This is a genomic window from Thiocapsa rosea, from assembly GCF_003634315.1.
GTDB lineage: Bacteria > Pseudomonadota > Gammaproteobacteria > Chromatiales > Chromatiaceae > Thiocapsa > Thiocapsa rosea.
Window position 1 is genome coordinate 500,042 of sequence record NZ_RBXL01000001.1, and the last position, 26,547, is coordinate 526,588.

Below are 26,547 nucleotides of genomic sequence, written 5' to 3' on the forward strand. Positions count from 1 at the left end.
CCAGGATCAAGGTCGACGCATGCGTGCGTGTCGAGGTGTCGTTGTCGCGCATGACGCGGCTCAGGGCAAGCGCCCCTCGCGGCGCAGATGCTGCAGGAGAAACCGCTGTCGCAGCAAGCCACCGGGGTCATCCGGGACTCGACGCAGCTGCGCCTCCATCGCCTGCTCGCGCTCCAGCGCCTCGGGGCTCCGCGCGTCCGACAAGGTGCTGTCCGTCGGCGCGGCGTCTTCGGTCATCGGATCCGAGGTTGTTTCCGAGGGCTGCGCCGATCCGGCGGGTGCCTCCTCCGGAAGCGCGACATCCTCGGTCTCGGCGATATCGTCCGGTCCGATATTCCCCGGATCGCCGGTCGGTCCGGACCTTCCGCTCGATGCCGGTCCGGTTTCGGTTCGGTTCGGGGAGGTCTGATCGGACGACGCGTCGGTCCCCGGCTCGGCTGCGGATGCATCCGAGGACGCGGGCTCGGACGCCGCATCCGAGCCTTCCGTGCCTTCACCCGCCGAGTCCTCCGAGTCCTCTGGGCTCTCGGTCGCGTCGGCTTGCGCGTCGCCGCTTCCGGGCGCGTCGGACGGATCTGCACCACCGCCCGAGGGCTCTTTGCCCGAGGGGCCTTGCGACCCGTCCGCGGGTTCGCCGCCCTCGCCTTCGCCATCGCCGTCGCCCGATTCTCCGTTCTCGGACGACTCCGGCGGCTGGTCCCGCAGTGCCTCGAGCAGCTCCAGGTTGTGACGCGCATCCGCATGGTCTGCATCGCGTTCCAGCACACGTTCGTAGGCGGCGATGGCCTCGTCGAGCCGTCCGAGGCGAGCCAGTGCATTGCCGCGGTTGTAGTCCACATCAGGATCCGGCACGTCGGACAAGGCCGCGAGTGCGCGCGCGTAATCGCCGGCCCGATAGCTGGCGGCGGCACGCCACGCCGGATCCCGAAACCGCTCGGCCGCCTCGGCGTTCGCGCCGGACTCGAACTGACGGGCGGCCTGTTGATCGGGTCGCCACCAGAAGTCGGACCACTCCAAGGCCCAGCCCGGGGACGGCGGCAGGATCATGACACAGGCAAGGATCGACAAGAGCCATCCGCGCCGGAAGGCCAATGCAGCGAAGGGCAAGAGCGCGAGCAACAGCCAAGGCCCCTCCTCGCGCCATTGATCGGACAGCAACGACGGCTCCTCGGTCAACTCCGCATCCATGGAGCCTAGGCCCATGAGTGCGCGGGTGTCCGCGTCGCCGGCCTGCGATTCGACGTAACGGCCGTTGCCGAGCCGAGCCAGCTCGCGCAGGTCGGACTCGGGCAGGCGCGCGATCCGAACCCCGCCGTCGCTGCTCGGCTCGAAACCACGGCTCGCATCCGAGGCCAGGGGCACGGGTGCACCGTCGGAGGTGCCGACCGCAAGCACCGAGACGCGATGCCCACCTGTCACCAATGCCTGCACGGCAAACCGGGCCGCGGCCATATCGCCGACCCCGTCGGTCACCAGAATGATGTCGCCGCGATGGGCGGAAGCACGTCCCAGCAGCTCCCCGGCCGCGTTCAAGGCCCGAGCGGTATCGCGCCTTCCCTGCACCGGGATGAGGTCGGTCGTGAGTTGGGGCACCTGGACCGAGATGGTCGCCGCATCCCGTGTCAGCGGCGAGACCACGAAGGGCTCCGGGCCGAAGGCGAGCAGGGCGACCTGCCCTTCCTCCGATGCCTTCAGGAGATCCATGACCTCGAAGCGGGCGCGCGCCAGACGGGATGGCCTCAGATCGGCCGCGTTCATGCTCGGGGAGAGGTCGAGCAGGATGACCCGCGCCGCACCGGTGCCATAGAGGGGCTGTGCGACACGCTCCCAGGCCGGCCCGGCCAGGGCCAGCGTCGCCAGGAGCCAACCGAAACCCAACAGCCACAGAGGCAGGCGTCGCGGTGCACGATCCGCACCCACCAGGAGATGCGGCAGCAGATGGGCATCGACCAGGCGGCGCCACACCAGCGCACCGGCCGGCCGTCGCCACAGCAGCATGAGCAGGATCAGCGCCGGGACGAGGGCGAGCAGCCATATGGGACGCAGAAGCTGCAACTCAGGCCACACGACGGCGCACCCCCGCGGACAGCAGCGGCGCAGCGGCCAACCCGAAGCTCAGGAGCAGCGCACCGGCCGCCGGCCACATGTAGAGCGATCGTCTCGGCGTGAGCGAGCGCTCGTCGCGCTCGCTCGGCTCGAGGCGATCGAGCTCGGCATAGATCTCTTCGAGCTGCTCGCGAGCATGGGCCGAGAAGAAGCGCCCGCCGGTCATCTCGGCGATGCGCTGGAGCGTGACCGGATCGAAATCGCTGCCCGCCCGCGCCGGAACGCCGCCGAAGGGCGAGCGCGACTGCGCCATCCCGCCGCCGATTCCGCCGCCGATCCCGATGGTATAGACGCGCACGCCCGCCTGAGCCGCCAGCTCCGCGGCCGCCAGCGGCTCGATATGCCCCGCGTTGTTCGCACCGTCGGTCATGAGAATGACGACGCGATTGTCCTCCGGCTGATCGCGCAGATGCTTCACCGCCAAGGCAAGGGCATCGCCGACCGCGGTCTCGCGCCCGGCCAGTCCAACCACCGCCTCGCTCAGCATGGTCCCGACCGTGGTGCGGTCGAAGGTGAGCGGCGTCATCAGATAGGCCCGGGAGCCGAAGAGGATGAGTCCGAGACGATCCTGCTCGCGCCGCGCGATGAATCGATCCGCGACCGCCTTCACGAGTGCGATACGCGAGACCATGCGGTTGTTCAGCTCGTAGTCGGCCACCTCCATGCTCCCGGAGATGTCCAGCGCAATCATGAGGTCACGGCCCGAGACCGGGAGTCTGACCGGTTCCCCGACCCATTCCGGACGCGCCGCGGCGAGCACCAGCAGGACCCAGGCGACCAAGGCGAGGATCATGCGCGGACTCAGCGAGCCGGTCCCTCGGGTGCCGCGCGCGACCTGCGATGCGAGATCCGAATCCAGGTGGAAGCGCAGGGCAGCGCCCTGTTCGTCGGGGGCGCGCGGGAGCCAGGTCGCCAAGAGCGGGAGAGGCATGGCGAGGAGGGCTAGGGGCCAGGCCAGCGTGATCATGCTGAAACGCGCTCGTCGGCTTTCTGAATCGTCATCGCATGGCCTCGCGGTGGCGCGACACCTCGGCCTTGGAGCGGCGCGTTTCAGAAGGTTTTAGGAACGATTCAGAACCAACCGAAACACGTAGGATGGGTAGAGCGCAGCGAAACCCATCCACCCCGCTCAAACGCCCGATCCCTGTGGCGACGCGGAAAAGGCGGGTTTCGCTGGGCTCTACCGGTGCCGGAATCGATGCGTGGGAGCGGGGAGGATGGGTTTCGCTGTGCTCTACCGGTGCGGTAACCGAGACGCCGGCGCGGGGAGGATGGGTTTCGCTGCGCTCTAACGGCGCGGGAACCGATGCCTCGGCGCGGGGAGGATGGGTTTCGCTGCGCTCTACCCATCCTACGTCGGTTGTTTTTGGGGTGGTTTTGGGGGTCATCTTGTTGCAAGGGGCGGATTTTCGGTCTCTGGGGCAACACGGGTTCCGCTGGCCTTTCGAGGCGAGGGGGCGCCATGGCGACGGTTGGCGCGGATCCAGGTTTCGGCTAGCTCGGCCAGGGCATCCGGATTGGGTGGTGGATCACCGGCGTGGAGCGCGCCGTAGACCAGGTCGGCGAGTGCTCGACCCGGTCCGTGACGAAAGCCGTCCCCGCCGCCGGTCGCATCCAGGAAGGCCAGCCAGGCATCCCCGGTGAGTCCGGCGACCTGCTCGCGCGGGTAGCGTGCCAGGGCGAACCGTCGCAGCAGACGCGAGAGTGCGGCGACGTAGGCGCGGGTGTCCCCGTCGGCCCGGACGGCGGTCCGCAGCTCGGCGAGCTCGCGAAGGGCCGAACGGGCGGCGGCACCCCGTCGCCGATGCCGACGCCAGCGCACACCGGCAACCCAAGACAGAACCGCCAGGAGCACGGCGGCGGAGATCCACCAACCGGGGGCCGGCGGCCACCATTGGATCGGATCCGGCAGATGCCAGTCGCGCAGTTGCGCCAGCGGATCGCCGTTCATGCGAAGCCCCCTGCGGCAGGCAAACGCCCTCGCCCGCCGAGACCGAGCGCCAGTGCGGGACCGACCGGGATATCGGCGGTCAGTCGCAGCAGGTGGGCGCGGTTACGCCGCGCGAGCCGTTCCAAGGCATCCATTCGGCTGCGAAACAGGTCTTCGTACGCCTCGCGGCTTCCGGAGCGGGTCAGATCCAGCAGGCCGCGCCGGTGCCCGTCGGTCACGGGGTAGCGTCCGGACGGCGGCGCCTGGAACTCGATGCTGTCGTGGACCGGCAGGAGGATGACCTCGCAGCCGGCGGCCAGCTCGGTCATCCAGCGTGTTTGCGCGCGCAGGATGTCGGCGAAATCGCTGATCACCGCGACCAGGCTGCCGGGGCGCACCAGCCTGACGAGGTGTCCCGCGGCGTCCCCGAGCGAGGTGTAGCCGCCGGCCTGGCCGGACAACCCCGCGTCGGCGGAGAAGGCGGGCGCCGGACTCGCCAGACGGTCGAGGAGCGGCAGGAGTCCCGCGGCACGCGAGGCCGGGCGGCGCTCCAGATGCCTGGTCTCGTCGAAGACCAGACCGCCGACCCGATCGCCGCGATCCACGGCGGCCCAGCCGAGCAGCGCGGCCGCACGCGCGGCGACGACGGATTTGAAGGCGATACGGGTGCCGAAGCGCATGGACGGACCCTGGTCGACCAGCAGCCAGACCGGGCGCTCGCGCTCCTCCCGGAAGAGTTTGACGTGCGCACGACCGGCCCGGGCCGTGACACGCCAGTCCATGTTGCGCGGGTCGTCGCCGGGCTGATAGACGCGCGATTCGTCGAACTCCATTCCGCGCCCGCGAAAGCGCGCCACATGGCCGCCGGTGCGCGTCGCCAAGACCCGACCGCGCGGCGCGAGATCCAGACGCCGCGCCTGCTCGCGCAGGGCGATCAGCTCGGTCAGCGCGGGGAGGACGCCCTCGGTCCCCGCATGAGGCGGCTTCGCGTCCTTCGCGCGCGGCGCACCCGGAAGGTTCGTTCCCATGCCAAACACCGCCTAGGGCGCCGGGACGCGTGCGAGCAATGCCTCGATGAAGTCGTCCGGCCGGCGGCCTTCCGCCTCCATCTCGTAGGACAGAAGCACGCGATGACGCAGCACATCCGGGGCGAGCGACTGGACATCCTCGGGCGAGACGAAGGTGCGCCCGTTCAGCCAGGCCAGGGCGCGCGAGCAGCGGTCCAGGGCGATGGTCGCGCGCGGGCTCGCGCCGAAACGAAGCCAACCGGCCAGGTCCGGGGAATAGGCCTCGGGCTTGCGGGTCGCCATCACCAGATGGACCAGATAATCCTCGACCTCGGGGGCCATGTAGATATCGAGAATGGCGTGCCGTGCGGCAAAGACGCTGGCTTGACTCAGGACGACACCCGGAGAAGCCGCCCGATCTCTCCGGGCCTCCTCGCGATTGAGCCGCAGGATGGCACGCTCGGTCTGGATATCCGGATAGTCGACCCGGACGTGCATCAGGAAGCGGTCGAGCTGGGCCTCGGGCAGCGGATAGGTGCCTTCCTGCTCGATGGGGTTCTGTGTGGCCATCACCAGAAAGAGCCGCGGCAAGGGGTAGGTCTCGCGGCCGACGGTGACTTGGCGCTCGCCCATCGCCTCGAGCAGGGCGGACTGCACCTTCGCCGGCGCGCGGTTCACCTCGTCGGCGAGCAGCAGATTGTGAAAGATGGGGCCGCGATCGAAGCGGAAGGTCCCGTCTTGGGGGCGATAGACCTCGGTTCCGGTCAGATCCGCCGGTAAAAGATCCGGGGTGAACTGGATGCGATGGAAATCGCCTTCGAGTCCGGCGGCAAGCTCCTTCACGGCCGTGGTCTTGGCCAGCCCGGGGGCGCCCTCGACCAACAGATGGCCGTCGGCGAGCAGGGCGATCAGCAGCCGATCGATCAGGTCACGCTGACCCAGGATGGTCTCGCCGACCTGCTGTCGCAGTGCGGAAAACTCGCTCGTGAGTAAGTCAGGCGAGGTCTCGGCAGCAGCGCGGCCGGGCGTGGACGAAGCCGTCGTTGAGGCGTCGTGTTTCGAGGCGGTGATCTGATCCAAGGTCGTCGGTTCCTTCATCGTGGTGTCGTCTCGGACGCCATCGGCCCCTGCCGTCATGCGTCTCTTTTTCGCCCGTGCTCCGGTTGTCGCGGGCTAGTCACGGCGTAGGATGGGTAGAGCGACAGCGAAACCCATCCATCCCGCGCCAAGCGTTCACCTTGTTTCTGAGTTGTGACCTAGGGCATCTCCACGTCGATCGAGAGGAGATCCCGCGGATGGCGGCACTGAAAATCAGGCCCTGCGGCGGCCAGGCTCTCCAATGGCGTGTAACCCCACGCCACCGCGGCGAAGCGGACCCGCGCCTCGCGGGCCGCCTCGAGATCACGCAGCTCGTCGCCCACATAGACCAAGCGCCCGGGCTCGATCCCCTGCACGCGGGTCTGTCGGCGCAATGCTCCGGCCTTTCCGAAAAGGCCGGTTCCGCCGATCACGGCATCCAGACCGGGCAGCCGGTGACGTCGAACATACGCGTGCACGCTCGCCCGCGCATTCGACGACAGGATACCCAACCGATGGCCTCGCTGCAGCAGCGTCTCCAGCACCTCGCCGATACCCTCGATCGGGGCCGTCTCCATCAGATCGGCACGCATGGCACGGCGCATCCGTGTCGCGAGCTGCGGCAGCCGGTACATAGGCACGCCCAAGGCATGCACGACTTCGAGCGCGTGCATCCCCCTGAGCCGCTCCAGCCGCTCACGACTCAGGTGTGTGCACCCGAACTCGGGGCCGACCTGACGGAAGGCGGTGAAGGCCACCTCGAGACTGTCGACAAGGGTGCCGTCGAAATCGAACAGGATGTGAACCGCCATCGGCCCTCGATAAACTGCGTCCCGTTAAACTGCGTCCCGCGGTTTATGCATTGTTTTCCGGCAGGCTGACTTGCAGCTCAGTCTGAAGCTACCGCAGAGGACGCAGTTTAAGATGGTGTTTTTTATTCCTGAACCGCGTCTCGCCTTCGGCGTTGATCGCGACGAGGCCGAACAGAGCGACTGACGGCGCCTGTCACTCCGGACGCGGTTCAGTTGCGGCTCAGCCCTTGAAACCGATCTTCTTATGCGTCCCGTCGCAGAACGGTTTGTTCTGCGAGGCCCCGCAGCGACACAGAAACGCCTTGTCACCCTGCCAGGCGAGCCGGCCGGTGCCGGCGTGGATGCTCAGATTTCCGGTCAGGACCAACGGCCCATCGGGCCGCATCTCGACGTTGAGCTTTCCGCCCGTCGCGGTGAGCCCCGGCCCCTTCTTGCCCACGGCACCATAGTCCTCGAACTTGGCCTCGACATGACTGTTGTCGCAGAAGGGCTTGTTCTTTGACGCCCCGCACCGACAGAGCGCTGCGCGAAAACGAACGCCGGGCATGTCGTCTTCGGCACCTTCGATCTCCAAATCGCCGGTGAGATAGAGCGGGCCGTTACAGGCAACGGTCAGGCTGTTCTCAGCAGGCGCGGACTCGGGAGCACCGGCCTTGTCGGTGTAGGTCAAGGCGCCGCTCGGACAGCGCTCGACGATCTCGCGGACCTCCTCCTTCGACACCAGGTCCGGCATGCACCAGGGCTGACGCTCGGCCACGAAGAGGTCTCCCTCGGAGTGACCGCATTCGCCGACATGGATGCAGAGACGCCCGTCGAACCGGACGTCGATCTCCTTCCCCGCAAAGTCCAGTTGCCGTTTCTTGCTCATGCGTGCCTCGATGGGATCGGCCGGGGCCAGACCCGCGATGTTGCGGGACGATCCGCCGATGTTTTGGGATTGATAGGTTCTCGCACCGGGGCGACTCAACGACCCCGGGGATTCGCAAGCGGGCGGCGATTGCCGTCTTCGTGCTCGGGTGAGTGTGGGGGTCCGCAAAGGAACAGGCAACGCCTTGCACGGCAATTCACTGCGTACGGATGCAACGCGAGCTTGAACTTTGACCAACGTCGCGGATCCGATGCGCAAGGAAGTCGTCGTATCTCGAAGGACACTCGGCCCCCGAGCCCATTTGAAACGAGGACCTTCACTCATGAAAACGCAGACCGTTCATCCCTCCTTTTCGGAGACGGCTCCCACGATCCACCAGGTCGACATCACGGAGCCACTCGACTGGATCGCCGCCGGCTTTCGTACCTTGGCTGCTGCTCGTGCATGCAGCCTCGTCTACGGCGCGCTCTTTACCCTGGCCTGCTGGGCTACGCTGGGACTGACTTGGGCACTGCCCTGGTTTACGATCGCCTTCGTGACGGGCCTCTTGCTGCTGGGTCCATTCTTGGCGGCCGGGCTCTATGTCGCCGCCCGTCAACACGAGGCCGGCGTGCCGGTCAGCATCCGTGCCGGTTTCGAGCTCGTTTGGGAGCGACGCACCAATCTGAGTCTCTTCGCCCTGCTTCTCGGGCTGATCGCCGCAGCCTGGGTGCGCCTTTCCGCCCTGCTTTTCGCGGTCCAGTTCAATATGTTCTCACCGAGCATCGAGGGCTATGTCGGCATCCTATCCGGGCATTTCGACCCTGTCGTCATGGCCTTCTTTTTCGGGATCGGTCTTCTTCTCGCCGCCGTTGTCTTTACGATCAGCGCGGTCGCGGTGCCGATGATCCTCGACCGAGACGCCGGGCCCATCACGGCGATGCAGACCAGCTATCGCGCCGTGCGCTCGAACCTGTCCGCCATGACCTTGTGGGCGGCGCTCATCGTCGCCGTGAGCGGGATCGGGATCCTCACGTTTTTTGTCGGCATGGTCGTGCTGTTTCCGCTGTTGGGATACGCCACCTGGCACAGCTATCGGCGGCTGGTGGCATAGTCCGGCGCGCGCTGCCGAGCAGATCGCAACTCCCGCGCCCCCGCCGATCGCCCTTGATCGTTGAGAGCGGTTGGTCGGGTGGACGAGCGAGAGCGCAGCCCACCGATCCTCGGACCAATGGTGGTGGACTGCGCTTCGCTTGTCCCCACCGGTCGCGCCGATATGTCGCAGAGCCACCGGGGCGCGGGGGCACGGGCTCCGAGCGGCAGCGCAGGCGGTCGAGCGGCGAGCCGCGCGGGGCATTGCGTTCGCAAAACGGCTTTCGGGTTATCATCCCGAGCGATCCGGTCCCGGCCTCCGTCGCTCAGCCGCCGATAGCCACTGCCGATAGCCATCGCCGAGAGCGCCCTTGGACAACACCTTGGACCGGATCCTTCGCATTCCACCCCAATCGCGCGGATCCGCCCCCGATGCCGAACCTGAACATGAAGCACCTGCGCTACTTCTGGGCCGTAGCGACGCACGGTTCCATTGCCCGCGCCTCGGAGGTACTGCACCTCACGCCACAGACCATCAGCGGTCAGCTGCGCGAGCTCGAAGATCAAATCGGGGCCAAGCTGTTCGGTAAATCGGGACGCAATCTCGCCCTGACCGAAAGCGGACAGGTGGTCTTCTCCTATGCCGACGAGATCTTCAGGCTCACGGGCGAGCTGCAGGACGTAGTGTCGGGCCGCCCGCCGGCGTCCGGCATCACCTTCAGGGTCGGAATCGCCATGGTCGTGCCCAAGCTGCTCGCCTATCGCGTCTTGGCGCCCGTGCTGGCGCTCCCGGAGCCGGTGCGCCTGGTCTGTCACGAAGCACCCCTGACCGACCTCTTGGCCGACCTCTCGGTGCACAAGCTCGACCTGGTCCTCGCCGACAGCCCGGTGAATCCGGCGCTCAACATCCGCGCCTACAACCATGTCCTGGGCGAATCCGGGATCAGCTTTTTCGCGGTTCCGGAGCTCGCAGCGCGCCATCGCGACGACTTTCCGCGCTCGCTCAACGGTGCGCCGATGCTGATGCCGACGGGCTCGAGCGCACTCTATCGCGCACTCGAGCATTGGTTGGAGCGACACGACGTCAAGCCGCGCGTCGTCGCCGAGTTCGAGGATCGCGCACTCATGAAGGTCTTCGGCGAGGCCGGGGTCGGGATCTTCACGACGCCGACCGCGGTGGAGCAGGACATTCTCGAAAAGTACGGGGTCGCGCTGATCGCCCGGGTCGACGACATCAAGGAGCGCTATTACGCCATCTCCGCCGAGCGCCACATCAAGCACCCCGCGGTCTCGACGATCACGGAGTCGGCACGGCATGACCTCTTTGCGCTGCGGGAGTGACGTGCTCGGGACCGACCGAATGCGCGGACTCAGGTCGACGCACCCGGATTGAACCCCGGAGGTTTCGTGGTATCAAATCCGAGTGCAATGCTGCGATACTAGACACCGAGTCCGATTCCGGACGCAGTCCCCCGCATCGATCGACACGAGGACGAGACCATGAACAAGCACACCATCACGCCCGCCGCAGCCCTTGTCGGTGCCGCCATCGTCGGCAGCCTCGGCGCCTTCGGCGTTGCCCAGGCCGCCGGCAACCCGTTCGCCGCTCAGCCGCTCGAAGCAGGCTATATGCAGCTCGCCGGTGCCGACACCGAAGGCAAGTGCGGCGAAGGCAAATGCGGTGGAACCAAGGATGCGGAAGGTAAATGCGGCGAGGGCAAGTGCGGTGCCGACAAGGGCACCGAAGGCAAGTGCGGTGAAGGCAAATGCGGCGCCGATAAGGGCAAGGACAAGGACGGCGCAACCGGCAGCGCGACCTAGAGCGACCGCGTCGACGGCCATGAACACTGCACCCTACCCTGTTCATGGCGCCGGTCTCGGCCTGCGGCGCTCCTTCCTGAGCGCCTTGGCCGAGCGGCCTCCGCAAGCGGTCGATTTCTACGAGATCGCCCCGGAAAACTGGATCGGCATGGGCGGTGTGAACGCGCGCCGCCTGCGCGCGCTGACCGAACGCCATCCCTTCGTCTGTCACGGACTCTCGCTCTCGATCGGTGCCCCGACCCCGCTCGACCTGCACTTCGTCCGGCAGATCAAGGCGTTTCTGGACGACCACGGGATCCGGGCCTACACGGAGCACCTGAGCTACTGCTCCGACGACGGTCACCTCTACGATCTCCTGCCCATCCCCTTTACAGATGAGGCCGTACGGCATGTCGCCGGGCGCGTCCGTCAGGTGCAGGAGATCCTGGAGCGGCGCATCGCCCTTGAGAACGTTTCCTACTACGGCGCACCCGGGCAAGCGATGTCCGAGATCGACTTCATCAACGCCGTGCTGGCCGAGGCCGACTGCGACCTCCTACTCGACGTGAACAACATCCATGTCAATGCCGTCAACCACGGCTATGACCCGCGCGCCTTCCTCGCAGCCCTGCCGGGGGAGCGGATTCGCTACGGCCATATCGCCGGGCATTATGTGGAGGCCGAGGATCTGCGGGTCGACACCCACGGCGCGGATGTCATCGACCCGGTGTGGGAACTGCTGGATCTGGCCTACGCGCACTTCGGGGTCTTCCCCACGCTCTTGGAGCGCGACTTCAACATCCCGCCCGTGGATGAGCTGGTTCGGGAGGTCGATCGGATCAAAACGATCCAACAGGTCCATGCGGCGCGATCGGCGCGGAGCACGGCCGATGCCTAAACCGCGTCCAGAGCTAAACCGCGTCCGGTGCGGTATGCATCAGGTGTTGGAATGGCTTGGCCGCGCCGGAACCAGCGGTCGTCATGTCTGCCGAGGCCGATCCCATCCAAAAACATCGCATACCGCGCTGCGCGCGCTCGCCGCACACCTGCTCGGGACCGTTCGCGCAGCTGCATCCTGAAGGTCGCGCCTTCTGTTTTCCGGGTCGGAGAGGTCGCTCGCCGACGGGGAGCGGCGGACATCGGGATTCGCAAATCATCGACGTTGGCGTTCGTCACCCCGCCCCGAGGCGAAATCGTCTGATACAGCCTCGCTCCGACCGAGTAGTATCGGCCACCCCGCAAGCCGCCGCGGGAGAACCCGACCGCAACAGGCTCGCGCTTCGTTCCGGCCCCGTCGGTACGCATGCCCCAATCACCCATTCAACCGGAACCCCGCCCTCATGGCCTCGAATTACGAAAGCTTCTTCAACCTCGACCGCTTCGGCATCGTCGGACACACCACAGCCAAACCCTTTCCGCTGTTGAGTTATCGGCGCCTGAAGGCGATGGGCAAAACCGTCTATCCGATCGATCCCAGCACCATGCTCGTCGACCGTGATCCCGCGTATCCCACGCTTGCGTCCTTACCCCAAGCCGTCGATGGGCTCATCATCGAGGTGCCGAAGTCCGAGACCGTGGACTGGGTTGCCGCGGCCGCGGATGCCGGCATCGGTCATGTCTGGATCCACATGGCTCACGAGACCCCGGAGGCGACGGCACTCGCCGCGGAGAAAGGCATCAATCTGCGCACCGGGACCTGCGCCGTCATGTATCTGAACCCCGGCATGTCCTACCACGGGATCCATAAGCTCATCATGAAACTGACCGGGAAGTATTGACGCGCGATCGTCGATCGCCCCCGAGAAGCGGCGCGCGGCCGAGACGCACTTCAACCTGATTCTCGAGGTGCGCCTGTAAAGACAACGGGAAGACGGCCCGGCGGCAACTCACTCGGTGCCCACTTCAACCTCCTCGATCCACCTCACCGAGGGTGGTCCGGGCGGGATGTCCTCGAAGCTGTCGCCGTTTGCGCCGATGGTGAACTGCCGGCCTGCATCGGGGCCACCGGCCTCGGGGTCGGGGTTGAGATAGGCGACCCCGAGCCAGCCCGGAGCGAGGACCTGTGGTCCCGCGACTCCCCTGTCCAGGGCCTCCTGGCTCAAGGCGAAGGAGCGTACGGTGATGGTGTCCCCCGGCGTCACCGGGGAGGCGGAGCGCAGCACCGAGATGACTTCCATGCGATAGAGGACGTCGGAGCGCTCTCCCTGCCCCACGGGGACCTGCGCTTCCAGTACCCGGACCTCGAGCTTCGCCGCCGCGTCCTCTTTGAGCCCCTGCGCCGCCGGGGCCGTCCCCGACAGAATCAGGAGCACGCCAAGAGCGGCAACGGTCGCGATGCGAATCGAATGGACTTGGAACATAGCGATCTCCTCTGCAGTTGACGCCGTCCACCGCGGCCTCGACGGGGCTGCGACGGACCCTGTTCACAGTCTAGTCCAGGGTAGAAAAACCGACACTTTCACACTAGACTTCAGGGGCATGGCGGGACGCGACGGCGCGTTTAAGGTGTTTTGCGGGAATCGACATCCCAACTGCGCAGACGATGGGTCGGAAGTGAAGCCAACGGTCGCCGCTTCGCGACGTTGCTTCCGGCCGATCGGATGTGCGCGGAAGGATCGGTTCGTCCGGAATCCGATGACGACAACGACAACGACAACGACAACGGAAAATTCTGCGATGGTTTGCTCAAGACTGACGGCTTAGGGGGACTCGATGCCTTCAAGGCAGGCGCAATCGAGATGACGATTCCCGGAAACACCTCAGTCACCCCCTACCGAAGAAGCGCTTTCGTACATCCAGAGACCCGATGCATCGGCCCTCGGCGAGGAGATTCGGGCTCAGGGAGAGACCACCGTTTTGCACGACCGCCCCGCCGGTGTCTTCGCCGCCCGATCCTCACGTTTCCAGACCGATCTTCATCGCGGAGGGACGTCGATATGAACACAGAAATCGAGATCAAACGGTTCGAGAACCCCGACGACGTGCTCGACATGAAGGAGCATGGCGGCATCGCCATCGTGAAGATGGCGGACGGCACGACCGGAATGCGAGCGATATTCGAGCCGGGCTGGACATGGGAGGTCGACGAGAAACCGCTCCTCGGCTCTCCGGAGGCATGCCCAATGGCCCATACCGGCTACTGCATCTTTGGCAAACTGGTCGTCCGCATGATCGCGTCAGGCATCGAAACCCGCATAGGTCCCGGTGACTTCTTCGAGATTCCGCCAGGCCACGACGCCTATGTCGACGGGAATGACCGGGTCGAGCTGATTCTGTTCGCCCCACCCGAACATCGGCACTAAACCGCGCCCGGTGCGGTGTGTGTCCCCGGCGGGCCGACTGATCCGCCTCCTCGCGTGACCTTTCCCCGACCGGCGCGGTCTTCGTCGATTCGGGGCGGTCGCGCCTTGCGTCCTTCTTGCCGGGACAGGCGGGATCGACACGATGATCGCCGAGATCCGCCGGTCGAGTGCAACTCGACCACCCGTGCGCCTGCGGTGAATCTGCATCGGCGGAAACGATGCGCGCGCCGATCACGAGCCGAGACGAGCATGAACCAAGCCGACACCACAGAGGCCCCTTACCTGCACGCCTTTCGCGGCAGCTTCACCTCCGCGTTGCGCTGGCATCAGCTCGACGAGCTCTGGGCACGGATCGACGCCTGCGCGGATGCGGGGTGGTTTCTCTACGCGGTCGGAGAGCCGCCGCCCACTGCGGCGACCGGTGCGGATGGTGTGAGGGCCTTCGTTGCGGAGATCGACCGGCTGTTGCGCGCCGAGCATCGCGAAGACTTTTGCGGCATCGTCTATGCCGATGATCCGCGCGCACCGACCTTCGTGAAGATCTATGATCCGAACAATCTGGGCGTGGTGTGCGGTTTCAGCGACGCCCCTCCCCTGCCCGGCTGGGTCATGAGTCTGATTCCGCCGATTGACCTGCCGAGCACGCGCCCTCCGCCGAAGAACCGGCGGCGCTGGTGGAATCGATTGTTCGGATAGACAGGGCTTGGACCCGAATGGAACGCCGATGCGGCATCGCATGTCGGCAGCGTGATCCCCGGATGGAGGCATGAGGCAATGGATCCGAGTCAGGCGTTCTCGATGCGTGTGGACGATCGCGAGGCATCAAGCCCCGTCCTCGCGGCCTTGCGTGGTCACCCGCAATTCCGAATCCAGGTCGAGCGCCTCCCGGTCGGCGACTACCTGATCGACGACAGCCTGCTCTTCGAGCGCAAGACGCTGATGGATCTCGCGGCATCGATCAAGGACGGGCGTCTCTTCGCACAGGCCGAACGTCTGGCCAATGCCGGGCCGCGCGGTGCGCTGATCCTCGAAGGCAGCACAAGGGATCTGACCGAGAGCCGCATGCGGCGCGAGGCGATCCAGGGCGCGCTCGTGACCTTGACCTTGTTCTTCGGTCTGCCGCTGCTGCGCGCTCGGGATCCGGAGGAATCCGCCCGGCTGATGCTCTTCGCCGCGCGTCAGCAACGGGCATTCGCCCGAGGCGCAATCCCGCGTCACGGCAAGCGACCACGCGGTAAGGCCAGGCTTCAAAGCCATATCCTCCAAGGGCTGCCGCGGATCGGACCCGAGCGCGCGAAACGACTGATCGAGCACTTCGGCAGCATCGAGGCCGTGATCGCAGCGGATGCCGAGGCATTGACCGCGGTGCCCGGCATCGGCGATGCGGTCGCCGAATCGATCCGCTGGGCGGTCCGAGAGATCCCGGCGGGTTATATACCGAGCGCACGTGGATTTTTTGCCGCATTGCACGCCCCGCGCACGCCGGGCCGGCGTTGCGCCTCCTCGCCGTAGGGGCCGCTACGCCTCGTCGGCGCGCCTTGTCCCGACGCGCGCGAGACGCACCCTGCTTTCCGAAAAACCCACGCGCGCTCGGTATATACTCATCGCCTTTTCCGAGTTGGAGCAAAACGATGGCGCAAGGCGCAATCAAGAAGGTGGTATTGGCCTACTCCGGTGGCCTGGATACCTCGGTCATCCTCAAATGGCTTCAGGAGGAATACGGCTGCGAGGTCGTGACCTTCACGGCCGACATCGGCCAAGGCGAGGAGCTGGAGCCGGCGCGCGCCAAGGCCACCGCAGCGGGGGTGAAGGAGATCTATATCGACGATCTGCGCGAGGAGTTCGTGCGCGATTTCGTCTTCCCCATGTTCCGCGCCAACGCCATCTACGAGGGCGAGTATCTGCTCGGCACCTCGATCGCGCGGCCCTTGATCGGCAAGCGGCTGATCGAGATCGCCGCCGAGACCGGTGCCGACGCCATCTCGCACGGCGCGACCGGCAAAGGCAACGACCAGGTGCGTTTTGAACTGACCGCCTATGCGCTGAACCCGGACATCAAGATCATCGCGCCCTGGCGCGAGTGGGATCTGCTCTCGCGCGAGAAGCTGATGGACTATGCGGCAAGCCGCGGGATTGCGGTCGAGATGAAGCGCGACGGCACCAAGTCGCCCTACTCGATGGACGCCAACCTGCTGCACATCTCTTACGAAGGCTACGACCTGGAAGATCCCTGGGTCGAGCCGGGTGCCGACATGTGGCGCTGGAGCGTCGCGCCGGAGGATGCACCGGATCAGGCGACCGTCATCGAGCTGATGTTCGAGCGCGGCGATTGTGTCGGCATCGACGGCCAACGCATGTCCCCGGCCGAGGTCTTAGCCGAGCTCAACCGCATCGGCGGGGCCAACGGCATCGGGCGCAGCGACATCGTCGAAAACCGTTATGTCGGCATGAAGTCGCGCGGCTGCTACGAGACCCCCGGCGGCACCATCCTGCTCAAGGCCCACCGTGCGATGGAATCCTTGACGCTCGACCGCGAGGCCGCGCACCTCAAAGACGAGCTGATGCCGCGGTATGCGAGCCTCGTCTACAACGGCTACTGGTTCGCGCCCGAGCGGCTGATGCTTCAGGCCGCGATCGACGCAACCCAAGAGGTGGTGAACGGCGTCGTGCGCCTGCGGCTCTACAAGGGCAACGTGATGGTAGTCGGTCGCAAATCCGAGACCAACAGCCTGTTCGACGCCTCGATAGCGACCTTCGAGGAGGATGCCGGGGCCTACGATCAGAAGGATGCGACCGGGTTTATTCGGTTGAATGCGCTTCGGTTAAGGGTGGCGGGACGCAAGAACCGCTGCTAAACCGCGTCCGAGGCGATCTGCTTGGCCGGCGACAATTCCAACCTCGTCGCCGTCCATTGCGTTGGCGCGACGCGGTTTAGGATAAAAAAAGCGTTTCGGGAGAAGCACTTTAAAATCCTGAAGCGCGTCCAGCCGAGATGGTAGAGGCACCCGGGACGCGCTTCAGCGGGGCACAATGCGCAGCAAGGACCCATCTCCGGAGTCGATCAGCACGTAGAGATAACCGTCCGGCCCTTGCCGGACGTCTCTCACGCGATTGCCGATGGTGAGCTTTTCCTCGTCGACGACCTTCGCGCCGTCCAGGACGATGCGCCGCACCTCGCCGAAGACCAAGGCGCCGCTGAAGAGGTTGCCTTGCCATCCGGGATAGCGGTCGCCGGTGTAAAAGGCGAGACCGCTCGGCGCCTTGGAGGGTGTCCAGTTGATTAGCGGGTCGACCACCCCGGGGCGACTGGTCTCGTCGGAGACGCGTGGCCCGTGATATTCCATGCTGTAGGTGACCTCGGGCCAGCCGTAGTTCTTGCCCGGCTCGATCAGGTTGAGCTCGTCCCCGCCGCGGGAACCGTGCTCGTTGGCCCAGACGCGTCCGCTCGCGGGATCGATGGCCAAGCCCTGGATGTTGCGGTGGCCGTAGCTGTAGATCTCGGAACGCGCGCCCTTTCGATCGACAAAGGGGTTGTCCGGGTGCGGACGCCCGTCTTCCGTCAGTCTCAGGACCTTGCCGAAATGGGTCTCCAACCGCTGGGCCTGGTCGCGGATGTTGCCGCCTTCGAAGGAGGTCGGCGGATTGCCGCCGTCACCGATGCTCATCAACAGGCTCTTATCCCGCAGCCAAACGAGGCGGGAACCGAAGTGCTGCCCCCCTCGCTTGACGTCGGCGTTCTCGAAGATGACCTCGACATCTTGCAGCCGGTCGCCGTCGAGTCGCCCGCGTGCAAGGGCGGTCCGGTTGGCATCCGGGGTCCCGGTCGCGAAGGTGAGATAGACCAGTCGGTTGCGCTCGAAATCCGGATGCAGGGCCACATCCATTAGACCGCCTTGACCGTGGGACAACACCGCGGGCAGTCCAGCGACGGGCTCGGCCATCAGTTCACCATCGCGCAGGATGCGCAGACGCCCGGGACGCTCGGTGATCAGCGCCGATCCGTCCGGGAGCCAGGCGATGGACCAGGGATGCTCCAGTCCATCGGCCACCACCTCGCTGCTCCACCCCTTCGCTTCGGGCACATCCGCGGTGGGTTTGACCGGACCTTCAACCGGCGCGCAGTTGGCGAGGGGCAGCCAAAGCACACCGAGGACCGCGATCAGGATCGGACGGTTCATGGGGTCGGCTCCTCCGCGGGCTCGGTCGGGCTCGCCCCTGTCCGGTCAGGCAGCTCGGACGGGGATTCGCCGCGTGCCTTCATGGTCTCGAAGGGGTCCGGTGCCGTGCGCGTGTAGCCGGCCGCGCCGATTTTTTCCAGATAATCGAACCAAAACGGCTGCCAGGCCCGCCCCAGTTTATAGAGGTAGTCCCAGTCATAGAGGCCGGATTTGTGGCCGTCGTCGAAGAAGATCTTCACCGCATAACTGCCGACCTGCTGCAGGTCGGTGATGTTGACCTCTTCCTTCTTTACCTGGAGCTTGGCGGTACTCGGGGAGTGGCCGCGGACCTCGGCAGACGGCGAATAGACGCGCAGGTACTCGCACGGCAGCCTGAAGCGTGCCCCGTCGTCGAAGGTCACCTCAAGGAGGCGTGACTTTTGATGCAGGTTGATTTCAGTCGGTCGAGCGCGCTGATCCATGATCTACTCCTCGGACACTGGCGATGATTCAGGGTGTTAAACCGCGTCCAGTGCGAGATACTGAATTTCGAGTGAATTCGACGTTTGGCGCACCCACGGACCTTAGCGGGAACGCGGTTTAAAATAATCAATTTTTTATATCTTGAACCGCGCCGACTCCGGCGGTCGTCAAAACTGCCGGGGCCGATCCCATCCAAAAACATCGCATACTGCACAGGGCGCGGTTTAAGCCGCAGCCCCGAGCGCGACAGCGCGGCCGTGCCGTGCGGCCAACGCGGCGCCGTCGGCCGCAACCTGCGTGACCTCGGGCCAGCCGGCCGAATGCCGCTCGACCAAACCTGCCATCATTTCGATGTGCGCGGCGCCGTCGTTCAGGCAGTGGATATAGCTGAACTCCTTGCCCCCGGCACCGATGAAATAGCCGCGGTTCTCCTCATCGATCTCCTCGATGGTTTCCAGGCAATCGGCCGAGAATCCGGGCGACAAAACCTGGACCGAGCGCACGCCCTCGGCACCCCATGCCTTCAACGTCTCGTCCGTATAGGGCTTGAGCCACTCTTTGAAGCCGACGCGTGACTGGAAGGTCAATGCCCAGCGATCCGACGAAAGGCCGAGACAGTCGGTCACCAGCCGCGCGGTCTTCTGACAATGGCAGAAGTAAGGGTCGCCATTCTCGAAATAATCCTTGGGGATCCCATGGAAAGAAAACAGCAAGCGCTCGGGCTCGCCCCGCTCGGCCCAGTGGTTGCGGATGCTCTCGGCCACCGCGTCGATATAAGCCGGCTCGTCGTGATATTGGTTGATGAAGCGCAGCTCGGGCAGCCAGCGCCAACGCTGCAGCTCACGCGTGACGGCGTCGAACACGGAGGCCGTGGTCGATCCGGAGTATTGCGGGTAGAGCGGAAAGACCAGGATCCGTCGCGCGTTGGCTTGGCGAAGCTCGGCCAGGGCGGCGGGTATGGACGGGTTGCCGTAGCGCATCCCCAAGGCGACCTTGACCGGTCCGACGAACCGCTCGCTCAGACGGGTCTGGACGGCGGCGGCCTGCCGCCGGGCGATGCTCAGAAGGGGCGAGCCGTCCTCCGCCCACACCGCTCGGTACGCCTTTGCCGAGCGGGCCGGGCGCACGCGCAGAATGACGGCGTGCAGGATCGGGAGCCAGAGCGCGCGCGGCAGCTCCACGACCCGCGGGTCGGCCAGGAACTCGGCCAGATAGCGGCGAACGGCCGGCACGCTCGGCGCATCCGGGGTGCCGAGGTTGACGAGCAGGATCCCGAGGCATTCCGGGGTATCGTGGCGAAAATCAGGGGTACTTACGAACGTCATGACTCCGTCTCGGCCGAGAGTCGCGCATAGAGCGCGTGATAACGCGCCGGATCCAGGGTCCCGAACAAGGGATCGTCCTGGGTCGGCGCCTGCGCCTCGATCTGTGCCCAATCCTCTTCGGACAGACGTTCGAGCGCGATGGGAAATGCTTCCTCGTCCTCGAGCCGCTTGTGGGCACGCAGTGTTCCGATCAGCTCGCGCCCGTGCGCCTCGACGTCTTCGCGCAGCAAGACCTCCTCATGGAGGATCCCGTCGAGCGATTCGCGAAAGCGTTTGCTCAACTGCCCGAGCGCCTTGTGCTGACGCATCAGGACATCGAAGACATCGTGGCGCTCGGTGCCTTTCTCCAAGACGCGCTCGAAGATGATGTCCTCGGTCGGGTGATGGACGATGTCGGAGTAGTTGTCCATGTACTCGAGCATCTCGGCCATCAGCTCGTAATCAGGCTCCGCGCCCTCGTGAAAACGGTTCAAGAGGTGTTCGAAAAGATCGAGCAGCTTTGTGAGACGGACGTGGTCCTCGGCGAGTCGAGTCATTACCGGGTACATGGGCCTTCTCCTCGTAACAGCGGTCGACGTGACGGCAGTATGCCATCATCCTCATCGTTTATGCCGAGCACACGCGGATTTTTCGCCGCATTAAACGCCCCGCGCACGACGCCGCGCGAGCCAACGCCAGACCAGTCCGCCCGGGGCTGCGTTCCCGGTCAGGACATAGTCGAGCACGTTCAGGTTTCGCAGCGTCCAGGTCAGGGTGCGACTCGCATCGGCACGCCCGCACAACAGCAGACGATCGCCGCTGCGCACCCGCACGTCCGGCGCGGGGAGCAGCTCGCGCTCCTCGTCGTCCATGCGCAACAAGACGATCAGCGGCAGCACCCGATCGCGGTCGCGTGGATCGCGCGTAAGTTGTTCGACGCTCACCGAGATGCCGCGCCGATCCAGGGCGCACAGGGCCGGCGCCTCGATCTCGTCGATCCTGATCTCCCAGACATGAGGCGCGTATTCGTCGACCAGTGCGACTACCCGACTGACCAACTCGCAAGCCCATTCGTCCTCGCGATCGCGTGCCAGCGCCATGAGATCCCCAAGCAAAGGCGTACCGAGCCGCACCCGGATACGATCGGCAATGATGTTGCTCGGCATCATCACGACCTGCGCCCCGACGCGCTCGAACAAGAGCTTGTTGTAGCGATGATTCTGTCGTGCCACGACGAACAGGGTTCGGTTCAGCGCCAGGGCGGTCATGATAATCGAGAGGTTGTCCGCATCGCTGTCGGTGCCGGCCACGAGGCCGACGGCGTCGCCGATCCCCGCCTGCTCGAGCGTCACCGCCTCGGTGCCGCGCCCGTGCACGACACCTTCCTTCGGGATGCCGGTCTTGTGCGGAAGCGCCTCGATGACGGTGAGGTCGAGTCCCTGCTCCCTGAGGTGGCGGTACATGGCTTTGCCGAAACGCCCGAAGCCGCAGAGCACCCAGCGTCCTTCGGCCGGTGGAAAGATCGGCGCATCGAGCGATTGATCCTCGTAACCGGCCAGCCATTTGCTCAACAGGGCCAGACAGGGCGACTGAATGGCGATGGCCATGTCGAGCGCAAAGGTATCGAAAGGGTCGTAGATGTGATCCGTTCCGAACGAGGCCATGTTGGCCTCGACCTCATGCGAATCGGCCCGACAGATGACGGTGATCTCGGGATGCAGCAGTTTGGCCGCGATGGCGATCTTGAGATTGGTCTCGTTGACGTTGGTGAGCGCCACGACGCCTTTGCAGAGCGGATGTCGAAGACCTGCATCCTCGAGGCTGGACGGCTGTCGGGCATCGGCGCACAACGAGGGGACGTATTCGCGCAGGTTGTCGAGCTTGAGCAGGTTCACCCGCTGCGGATCGATGTCGATCGCCACCGCACGTTGGTGTCGATCGGTCAGGCTGCGCACCAAGGCGGTTCCGGTTTGACCATAGCCGCAGACCAGGTAGAAGGGCTCGCGCAGCCGCCTGACCCGGCGGCGAAAGCGGCTCTCCAAGATGGCACGCTGAAAGGTCGTGTCCTGCAGCAGCGTGATCAGTGTTCCGATCGCATAGAGCCAGACCGCGACCGTGGCGAACACGCTGAAGGAGACCCAAATGCGTTGTGCATCGGTAAAGGCGTTCGGCAGCTCGCCGAACCCGATGGTGGTCGACATGTAGCTGACGAAGTAAAAGGCATGGAAGAAGCTCGTCGGCACCGGATGACCGGCCGCATCCTGCGCGGGGATCACCACCATACCGGCCATCGCCACGGCATAGGTCCCGATCAGGACCAACAGCGGCGTGCGCATCCGCCGCATGATGAGATAGACGACGTTGTCCATAGTCAGACTCGTACTGATGGGGCAAGCTCCACGGCGGCGGCATCGCATCCGGGCCGCGCATGGCGCAGGCGACGCGTGCTGGTGCAGCACGGCAGATCTATCGAGACCATTCGTTGTCGTTGTCGACCATCGATACGATTACGATTACGATTACGACAACGCTCTTGGAGGGTCTCGGAATCTCTGCACCCTTCCACTAGCGACGCAGGGTAAAGGTCTCGATCACCAGCAGCACCACCGACACCACATTGGCGATCATCGCCCCGCCGCTCAAGGAGACGATGCTGGCCATGACGGCAGGCGTCATGCCGGCCTCGGTTGCATGGACGGCGATCGTCCAGATCAGTGCCGCACCGATCAATTGCAGCATGGCGACCAGGCTGGTCGCCAACAGCAATGCGCCCATATGCGTGCGGTCGCCGAACTTCAGCACGGTCGCGACCAGGTTGACCAGGACGACCACAAACAGCTCCCAGACGTGATGATGCTCCGGGTTGTCGATCTCGCCGACGAAAAAGCCGAAGTTCAGGGTCAGGGCCAAGACGATGAAGAATCCGAAGACGACCTTTTCGGGGTTCATGGATCGCTGCTCCTTGCGCGGGATCGCGCACGCGCTCTTGAGTAGTGAGTAGTGAGTAGTGAGTGGTTAGAAGAAACTTCCAAACAATGACTTAGACACCTGAAAGCCGAGGAACAGGCGCGTATCGGGTTTAAACCGCACCGTCTCCAGCGGTCGTCAAATCCGCCGGGGCCGATCCCCTCCAAAAACATCGCATACCGCACTGGGCGCGGTTTAGATCCAAGGAAGCCCGATGACCGGCATCGGCCGTTATGCCGCCGTGGATGTCGTCACGGCGGCCCGCTTCTCGTGCAGGGCTCGATGCATCACGATGTTGAGCATCCGCACTGTCGCCCCGATCGCCGCGAAGACCTGATTGGCATGCACGCCGCGGGTGCGCAGCTCGCCTTGGTCGGTGCCCCAGGTGATGCTGCACTCGGTGAGCGCATCGGTCCGCCCGCCCTTGGGGATGCGGACCTCGTAGTCGAGCAGGGTCGGAAGGGTGAGTCCACGCTTCTTCACGATCTTGGCCAGCGCGTTGTTGAAGGCGTCGAAACCGCCGTTGCCGCTGCCGGCCGCGGTGAGGATCTCCTCGGCGATGCGGAGCTTGATGCTTGCCGTCGACTCCAGATCCAGGGTCGACGAGACCGAGCAGGCGAGCAGCTCGGCATGGTTGTAGTCCTTGCTTTCCAGAACCTCGGCGATGATGAAGGGCAGGTCTTCGATCGTGATGGTTTTCTTGGAGTCGCCGAGCTCGACGATCCGCTTGAGAACCTTGGCCTGGTTTTCCTCGGAGAGCGTGATGTCCAGACGCTCCAGATTCTTCGCGAGCGATGCCTTGCCGGCGAGCTTGCCCAGCGCGTATTTGCGCCGTCGTGCGAAACGCTCGGGCGAGAGGCGGGTGTGGTAAAGGCTGCCTTTACGATCCCCGTCGGCGTGGATGCCGGCGGTCTGCGTGAAGACATCGGCGCCGATGATGGGGGCATTGTCGGCGATCCGCTTCCCCGAGAAGTATTCGACCAGCTCGCTGATCCGCGCAAGATGGGTCTCGTCGATCCCGATCTGCAACCCAAGCTGATCGCGCAGGTTGACGGCAACCTCGGCCAACGAGGCATTGCCGGCGCGCTCGCCGAGACAGTTGACGGTGCAGTGCACGGCCGCCGCGCCAGCCCGAGCCGCAGCAAGCACGTTGGCCGTCGCGAGTCCGTAGTCGTTGTGCGGATGAAAATCGAGCTTGATGTCGGGAAAGTGGCCGAGCATATCGGTGAAGGCGTCGAAGACCCGCTCGGGCGTCATGACCCCGAGCGTATCCGGGAGCATGAAGTGCCCGATCCCACAATCGGCGAGACGCTCGACCAACCCGAAGACGTAAGCCGGGTTGTCCCGATAACCGTTCGACCAGTCTTCCAGATAGAGATTGACGGCCAAACCGCGGTCGCGCGCAATCGCGATCGTGGCTTTGACGTCGTCGGCGTGCTGATCGAGCGTCTTGCCCAGCTGGCCGCGACAGTGCTTCTCGCTGCCCTTGGCGAGCAGGTTGATGACGTGTCCGCCGGCAGCGCGGATCCAGTCGACGCTGCGCCCGCCGTCGACGAAGCCCAACACCTCCACGCGGGACGCCAGATCGCGCTCCTCTGCCCAGGCGATGATCTGACCGACGGCATCGGCCTCGCCGGAGGAGACGCGTGCCGAGGCGACCTCAATGCGATCCACCCGAACTTGCTCGAGCAACACCTTGGCGATATTGACCTTTTCATCGGGCGAAAAGGACACTCCCTGGGTCTGCTCGCCATCGCGCAGGGTGGTGTCCATCACAAAGACATAACGGCCGGGTTCGGTCATCTGCGGTCTCTCGTCGTGCGAGGTTGGCGCCATCGAACTTACCCACCATCCTTCAAGGTTTCGCGGATATGCGCCTTGAGCGGCTCGGCGCCGGCATCGAGCTCGAGACAGCGGGTCGGCAGATCCATCAATCCCTGCAGGGCGGGCGGCAAAGGGGCATCGCGGCCGATGGCGAGCTGGATCGCCTCGTTGAACTTCGCCGGATGGGCCGTCGCGAGGCAGACCAGATCCTCGAGGGCGCCGCCCGCCTTGACCCCGACCGCGGTGTGCGGACAAAGGATGTAGTCGGCCGCGGCATAGGTCTGGCGAATCTGCTCGAGCGTCTCGGCATCGCTCACCGCGACCGCGTCGAAATCGGCCCGAGCGCGGGCATGATGTGCCGCGTCGACCTCGAGCCGACCGGTCGACTGCAGCGTCTCGAGCAACGATCGCACCTTCCCGGCATCCCCGTCGTGCAGGAAATACAGGTAGCGCTCGAAATTCGAGGCGATCTGAATGTCCATGGCGGGGCTAAGCGTCTGATAGACATCACCGACGGAGTAGACACCTGTGTCGACGAACCGCGTCAAGATATCGTTGCGATTCGTCGCGACGATGAGCCGATCGATCGGCACGCCCATCCGCTTGGCGAGATAGCCCGCGAAGACATCGCCGAAGTTGCCGGTGGGCACCGCGAAGCTCACGCGCCGCTGCGGGTCGCCTGCACTGCAGCGCGCCCAGGCGAAGACGTAGTAGACCATCTGGGCCAGGATTCGCGCCCAGTTGATCGAGTTGACCGCACCCAGGCTGAATTCGGACTTGAACGGCAAGTCGTTGAAAAGCTCTTTGACGATGCGTTGGGCGTCGTCGAAGCTACCTTTCACGGCAATATTGTGCACATTGGCATCCAGCACGCTCGTCATCTGACGCTCCTGGATCGGTGAAATCCGACCCTTCGGATGGAGCATGAAGATGCTGATTCGCGCCTTGCCTCGGACCCCGTAAATGGCCGCTGAGCCGGTATCGCCCGAGGTGGCGCCGCAAATGTTGAGCTCGCCGCCGTCGCGGGCCAGGAGGTACTCGAAGAGATTCCCGAGGAATTGAAGTGCAACGTCCTTGAAGGCCGCGGTCGGGCCGTGGAACAGCTCGAGGATCCGCAGATCGCCGACCTCGACGAGGGGCGTTACCGCCGGGTGCGCGAAGGTGGCGTAGGAGCGCTCGATCAGCGCTCGCAGATCTTCGCGCGGGATCTCGTCCCCGACGAATGGCGTCATGACCTCGAGGGCCAGGTCTTGAAAACCTAGACCGGACCAGGCCCGCAGGGTCGCCGCATCCACGCACGGTAGATCCGTCGGGACCAAAAGTCCACCGTCGGTCGCCAGCCCCATCAAGACGGCCTCGGCAAAGCCGACCGGGGCAATCCCGCCGCGCGTGCTTGAGTACTGCATATCGATCCAACCCGCCGCTGAGTGTTGTGACATCATCGGGCTGCAGGGTAAGAAACGCCGCGACCGTTGGCAACCGACGATTCAGTCAACGCTCGGGAATGGCGGAAGGGATGTTGCGCAAAAGCGTGCTTTACCGATACATTCGCTGCGCCGGAGGATCGAGGCGTCGTTGACAGCATGACGCGGCGGACCAGACAATGCCGGCGCCTCGCCCCGAGAGACGGACGAGGCAAAAATGGAAACGTGCCGGAACACGCCGCGAGGCGAGAGACCGGTTTCGCAACTCGATATGAGCGCACGGGTTCGGGTTGCGCGATCGACATGTTCGCTCGGCCAGGTGTGCGCTGCGAGCAGTCGACAACAACAAAATCGACCGAGGGGCACAACTTACGGCCGACGAGCCAGCCGCATGAAGGGTTCCGTCATCGCCCCG

At 65.1% G+C, this 26,547-nt stretch carries 25 protein-coding genes; 9 read left to right on the forward strand and 16 right to left on the reverse strand.

The window, feature by feature from the left end; genetic code table 11:
- Positions 1-60: 60 nt before the first annotated feature.
- The 7 genes from BDD21_RS02165 to BDD21_RS02195 form a co-directional block, all read right to left on the reverse strand.
- The gene (locus tag BDD21_RS02165) at positions 61-2,067 is read right to left on the reverse strand and encodes a VWA domain-containing protein (RefSeq protein WP_120795747.1); all 2,007 of its coding nucleotides are present in this window, start codon (positions 2,065-2,067) and stop codon (positions 61-63) included.
- The gene (locus BDD21_RS02170) at positions 2,057-3,073 is read right to left on the reverse strand and encodes a VWA domain-containing protein (RefSeq protein WP_120795748.1); all 1,017 of its coding nucleotides are present in this window, start codon (positions 3,071-3,073) and stop codon (positions 2,057-2,059) included. Before BDD21_RS02170 ends, BDD21_RS02165 begins: the two co-directional genes overlap by 11 nt.
- 417 nt (positions 3,074-3,490) lie before the next feature.
- Positions 3,491-4,057, reverse strand: coding sequence for a DUF4381 domain-containing protein (locus BDD21_RS02175; RefSeq protein WP_120795749.1), 567 nt, complete (start codon positions 4,055-4,057; stop codon positions 3,491-3,493).
- On the reverse strand, positions 4,054-5,064 hold the full coding sequence (locus tag BDD21_RS02180) for a DUF58 domain-containing protein (RefSeq protein WP_120799696.1): 1,011 nt from the start codon (positions 5,062-5,064) through the stop codon (positions 4,054-4,056). The genes BDD21_RS02175 and BDD21_RS02180 overlap by 4 nt, the downstream gene beginning before the upstream one ends.
- Before the next feature lie 12 nt (positions 5,065-5,076).
- Positions 5,077-6,141 (reverse strand): AAA family ATPase, encoded by a 1,065-nt coding sequence (locus BDD21_RS02185; protein ID WP_245969367.1) that lies wholly within the window; start codon positions 6,139-6,141, stop codon positions 5,077-5,079.
- Positions 6,142-6,299: 158 nt separating this feature from the next.
- Positions 6,300-6,932 carry an HAD hydrolase-like protein gene (locus BDD21_RS02190; RefSeq protein WP_120795750.1) on the reverse strand — a complete coding sequence of 211 codons (633 nt, stop codon included), beginning with the start codon at positions 6,930-6,932 and terminating at the stop codon, positions 6,300-6,302.
- Positions 6,933-7,152: 220 nt separating this feature from the next.
- Positions 7,153-7,800, reverse strand: coding sequence for a CDGSH iron-sulfur domain-containing protein (locus tag BDD21_RS02195; protein ID WP_120799698.1), 648 nt, complete (start codon positions 7,798-7,800; stop codon positions 7,153-7,155).
- 322 nt (positions 7,801-8,122) lie between these two features.
- Here BDD21_RS02195 and BDD21_RS02200 point away from each other — a divergent pair, with 322 nt between their 5' ends.
- From BDD21_RS02200 to BDD21_RS02220, 5 genes are all read left to right on the forward strand, one after another.
- A complete protein-coding gene (locus BDD21_RS02200; RefSeq protein ID WP_120795751.1) occupies positions 8,123-8,893 on the forward strand; it encodes a DUF2189 domain-containing protein in 771 nt (256 codons plus the stop codon).
- 410 nt (positions 8,894-9,303) lie between these two features.
- A complete protein-coding gene (nhaR, locus tag BDD21_RS02205) occupies positions 9,304-10,212 on the forward strand; it encodes a transcriptional activator NhaR (RefSeq protein ID WP_120795752.1) in 909 nt (302 codons plus the stop codon).
- 159 nt (positions 10,213-10,371) lie between these two features.
- Positions 10,372-10,692, forward strand: coding sequence for an HvfA family oxazolone/thioamide-modified RiPP metallophore (locus BDD21_RS02210; protein ID WP_120795753.1), 321 nt, complete (start codon positions 10,372-10,374; stop codon positions 10,690-10,692).
- 19 nt (positions 10,693-10,711) lie between these two features.
- Positions 10,712-11,569 (forward strand): HvfB family MNIO-type RiPP peptide maturase, encoded by an 858-nt coding sequence (locus BDD21_RS02215; protein ID WP_120795754.1) that lies wholly within the window; start codon positions 10,712-10,714, stop codon positions 11,567-11,569.
- Between the two features lie 442 nt (positions 11,570-12,011).
- Positions 12,012-12,449, forward strand: a complete 438-nt coding sequence (locus tag BDD21_RS02220) for a CoA-binding protein (protein ID WP_120795755.1) — start codon at positions 12,012-12,014, stop codon at positions 12,447-12,449.
- Positions 12,450-12,557: 108 nt separating this feature from the next.
- Here BDD21_RS02220 and BDD21_RS02225 read toward each other — a convergent pair whose 3' ends face one another.
- Complete coding sequence (locus BDD21_RS02225; RefSeq protein ID WP_120795756.1) at positions 12,558-13,031, reverse strand: hypothetical protein; 474 nt, start codon at positions 13,029-13,031, stop codon at positions 12,558-12,560.
- Positions 13,032-13,607: 576 nt separating this feature from the next.
- Here BDD21_RS02225 and BDD21_RS02230 point away from each other — a divergent pair.
- The 4 genes from BDD21_RS02230 (at position 13,608) to BDD21_RS02245 (ending at position 16,828) form a co-directional block, all read left to right on the forward strand.
- Positions 13,608-13,973, forward strand: a complete 366-nt coding sequence (locus BDD21_RS02230) for a cupin domain-containing protein (RefSeq protein ID WP_120795757.1) — start codon at positions 13,608-13,610, stop codon at positions 13,971-13,973.
- Between the two features lie 249 nt (positions 13,974-14,222).
- Positions 14,223-14,669, forward strand: coding sequence for a hypothetical protein (locus BDD21_RS02235; RefSeq protein WP_120795758.1), 447 nt, complete (start codon positions 14,223-14,225; stop codon positions 14,667-14,669).
- A gap of 78 nt (positions 14,670-14,747) precedes the next feature.
- A complete protein-coding gene (locus BDD21_RS02240) occupies positions 14,748-15,485 on the forward strand; it encodes an ERCC4 domain-containing protein (protein WP_120795759.1) in 738 nt (245 codons plus the stop codon).
- Between the two features lie 119 nt (positions 15,486-15,604).
- Positions 15,605-16,828, forward strand: coding sequence for an argininosuccinate synthase (locus tag BDD21_RS02245; protein ID WP_120795760.1), 1,224 nt, complete (start codon positions 15,605-15,607; stop codon positions 16,826-16,828).
- A 162-nt stretch (positions 16,829-16,990) separates the two neighbouring features.
- On the opposite strand, the gene BDD21_RS02250 is transcribed toward BDD21_RS02245, so the two are convergent.
- The 8 genes from BDD21_RS02250 to thrC all read right to left on the reverse strand — a co-directional run bounded on the left by BDD21_RS02250 (position 16,991) and on the right by thrC (position 26,114).
- Positions 16,991-18,151, reverse strand: a complete 1,161-nt coding sequence (locus tag BDD21_RS02250; protein WP_120795761.1) for a PQQ-dependent sugar dehydrogenase — start codon at positions 18,149-18,151, stop codon at positions 16,991-16,993.
- Positions 18,148-18,612, reverse strand: a complete 465-nt coding sequence (locus tag BDD21_RS02255) for a gamma-butyrobetaine hydroxylase family protein (protein WP_120795762.1) — start codon at positions 18,610-18,612, stop codon at positions 18,148-18,150. The genes BDD21_RS02250 and BDD21_RS02255 overlap by 4 nt, the downstream gene beginning before the upstream one ends.
- 225 nt (positions 18,613-18,837) lie before the next feature.
- Entirely contained in the window at positions 18,838-19,938 is a 1,101-nt protein-coding gene (gene hemH / locus BDD21_RS02260) for a ferrochelatase (RefSeq protein WP_120795763.1), read from the reverse strand.
- Positions 19,935-20,486, reverse strand: coding sequence for a hemerythrin domain-containing protein (locus tag BDD21_RS02265; RefSeq protein ID WP_120795764.1), 552 nt, complete (start codon positions 20,484-20,486; stop codon positions 19,935-19,937). The genes hemH and BDD21_RS02265 overlap by 4 nt, the downstream gene beginning before the upstream one ends.
- A gap of 90 nt (positions 20,487-20,576) precedes the next feature.
- A complete protein-coding gene (locus BDD21_RS02270) occupies positions 20,577-22,286 on the reverse strand; it encodes a potassium channel family protein (protein WP_120795765.1) in 1,710 nt (569 codons plus the stop codon).
- A 196-nt stretch (positions 22,287-22,482) separates the two neighbouring features.
- Positions 22,483-22,866: a DUF6394 family protein gene (locus tag BDD21_RS02275; RefSeq protein ID WP_120795766.1), complete on the reverse strand. Its 384-nt coding sequence runs from the start codon at positions 22,864-22,866 to the stop codon at positions 22,483-22,485.
- A gap of 249 nt (positions 22,867-23,115) precedes the next feature.
- Positions 23,116-24,687, reverse strand: coding sequence for an alpha-isopropylmalate synthase regulatory domain-containing protein (locus BDD21_RS02280; protein ID WP_120799699.1), 1,572 nt, complete (start codon positions 24,685-24,687; stop codon positions 23,116-23,118).
- A gap of 38 nt (positions 24,688-24,725) precedes the next feature.
- Positions 24,726-26,114 carry a threonine synthase gene (thrC, locus tag BDD21_RS02285; RefSeq protein ID WP_120795767.1) on the reverse strand — a complete coding sequence of 463 codons (1,389 nt, stop codon included), beginning with the start codon at positions 26,112-26,114 and terminating at the stop codon, positions 24,726-24,728.
- Positions 26,115-26,547 lie beyond the last annotated feature (433 nt).

Bases quoted from the DNA above. Each gene is read 5' to 3' on its own strand.
- BDD21_RS02265 (WP_120795764.1), bottom strand. From the start codon at position 20,486: ATGTACCCGGTAATGACTCGACTCGCCGAGGACCACGTCCGTCTCACA.
- BDD21_RS02180 (WP_120799696.1), bottom strand. From the start codon at position 5,064: ATGGGAACGAACCTTCCGGGTGCGCCGCGCGCGAAGGACGCGAAGCCG.
- BDD21_RS02255 (WP_120795762.1), bottom strand. From the start codon at position 18,612: ATGGATCAGCGCGCTCGACCGACTGAAATCAACCTGCATCAAAAGTCA.
- BDD21_RS02210 (WP_120795753.1), top strand. From the start codon at position 10,372: ATGAACAAGCACACCATCACGCCCGCCGCAGCCCTTGTCGGTGCCGCC.
- BDD21_RS02170 (WP_120795748.1), bottom strand. From the start codon at position 3,073: ATGATCACGCTGGCCTGGCCCCTAGCCCTCCTCGCCATGCCTCTCCCG.
- BDD21_RS02235 (WP_120795758.1), top strand. From the start codon at position 14,223: ATGAACCAAGCCGACACCACAGAGGCCCCTTACCTGCACGCCTTTCGC.
- thrC (WP_120795767.1), bottom strand. From the start codon at position 26,114: ATGCAGTACTCAAGCACGCGCGGCGGGATTGCCCCGGTCGGCTTTGCC.
- nhaR (WP_120795752.1), top strand. From the start codon at position 9,304: ATGCCGAACCTGAACATGAAGCACCTGCGCTACTTCTGGGCCGTAGCG.
- BDD21_RS02240 (WP_120795759.1), top strand. From the start codon at position 14,748: ATGGATCCGAGTCAGGCGTTCTCGATGCGTGTGGACGATCGCGAGGCA.
- BDD21_RS02275 (WP_120795766.1), bottom strand. From the start codon at position 22,866: ATGAACCCCGAAAAGGTCGTCTTCGGATTCTTCATCGTCTTGGCCCTG.
- BDD21_RS02195 (WP_120799698.1), bottom strand. From the start codon at position 7,800: ATGAGCAAGAAACGGCAACTGGACTTTGCGGGGAAGGAGATCGACGTC.
- BDD21_RS02280 (WP_120799699.1), bottom strand. From the start codon at position 24,687: ATGACCGAACCCGGCCGTTATGTCTTTGTGATGGACACCACCCTGCGC.
- BDD21_RS02220 (WP_120795755.1), top strand. From the start codon at position 12,012: ATGGCCTCGAATTACGAAAGCTTCTTCAACCTCGACCGCTTCGGCATC.
- BDD21_RS02225 (WP_120795756.1), bottom strand. From the start codon at position 13,031: ATGTTCCAAGTCCATTCGATTCGCATCGCGACCGTTGCCGCTCTTGGC.
- BDD21_RS02230 (WP_120795757.1), top strand. From the start codon at position 13,608: ATGAACACAGAAATCGAGATCAAACGGTTCGAGAACCCCGACGACGTG.
- BDD21_RS02270 (WP_120795765.1), bottom strand. From the start codon at position 22,286: ATGGACAACGTCGTCTATCTCATCATGCGGCGGATGCGCACGCCGCTG.
- BDD21_RS02200 (WP_120795751.1), top strand. From the start codon at position 8,123: ATGAAAACGCAGACCGTTCATCCCTCCTTTTCGGAGACGGCTCCCACG.
- BDD21_RS02185 (WP_245969367.1), bottom strand. From the start codon at position 6,141: ATGAAGGAACCGACGACCTTGGATCAGATCACCGCCTCGAAACACGAC.
- BDD21_RS02215 (WP_120795754.1), top strand. From the start codon at position 10,712: ATGAACACTGCACCCTACCCTGTTCATGGCGCCGGTCTCGGCCTGCGG.
- BDD21_RS02190 (WP_120795750.1), bottom strand. From the start codon at position 6,932: ATGGCGGTTCACATCCTGTTCGATTTCGACGGCACCCTTGTCGACAGT.
- BDD21_RS02245 (WP_120795760.1), top strand. From the start codon at position 15,605: ATGGCGCAAGGCGCAATCAAGAAGGTGGTATTGGCCTACTCCGGTGGC.
- hemH (WP_120795763.1), bottom strand. From the start codon at position 19,938: ATGACGTTCGTAAGTACCCCTGATTTTCGCCACGATACCCCGGAATGC.
- BDD21_RS02250 (WP_120795761.1), bottom strand. From the start codon at position 18,151: ATGAACCGTCCGATCCTGATCGCGGTCCTCGGTGTGCTTTGGCTGCCC.
- BDD21_RS02175 (WP_120795749.1), bottom strand. From the start codon at position 4,057: ATGAACGGCGATCCGCTGGCGCAACTGCGCGACTGGCATCTGCCGGAT.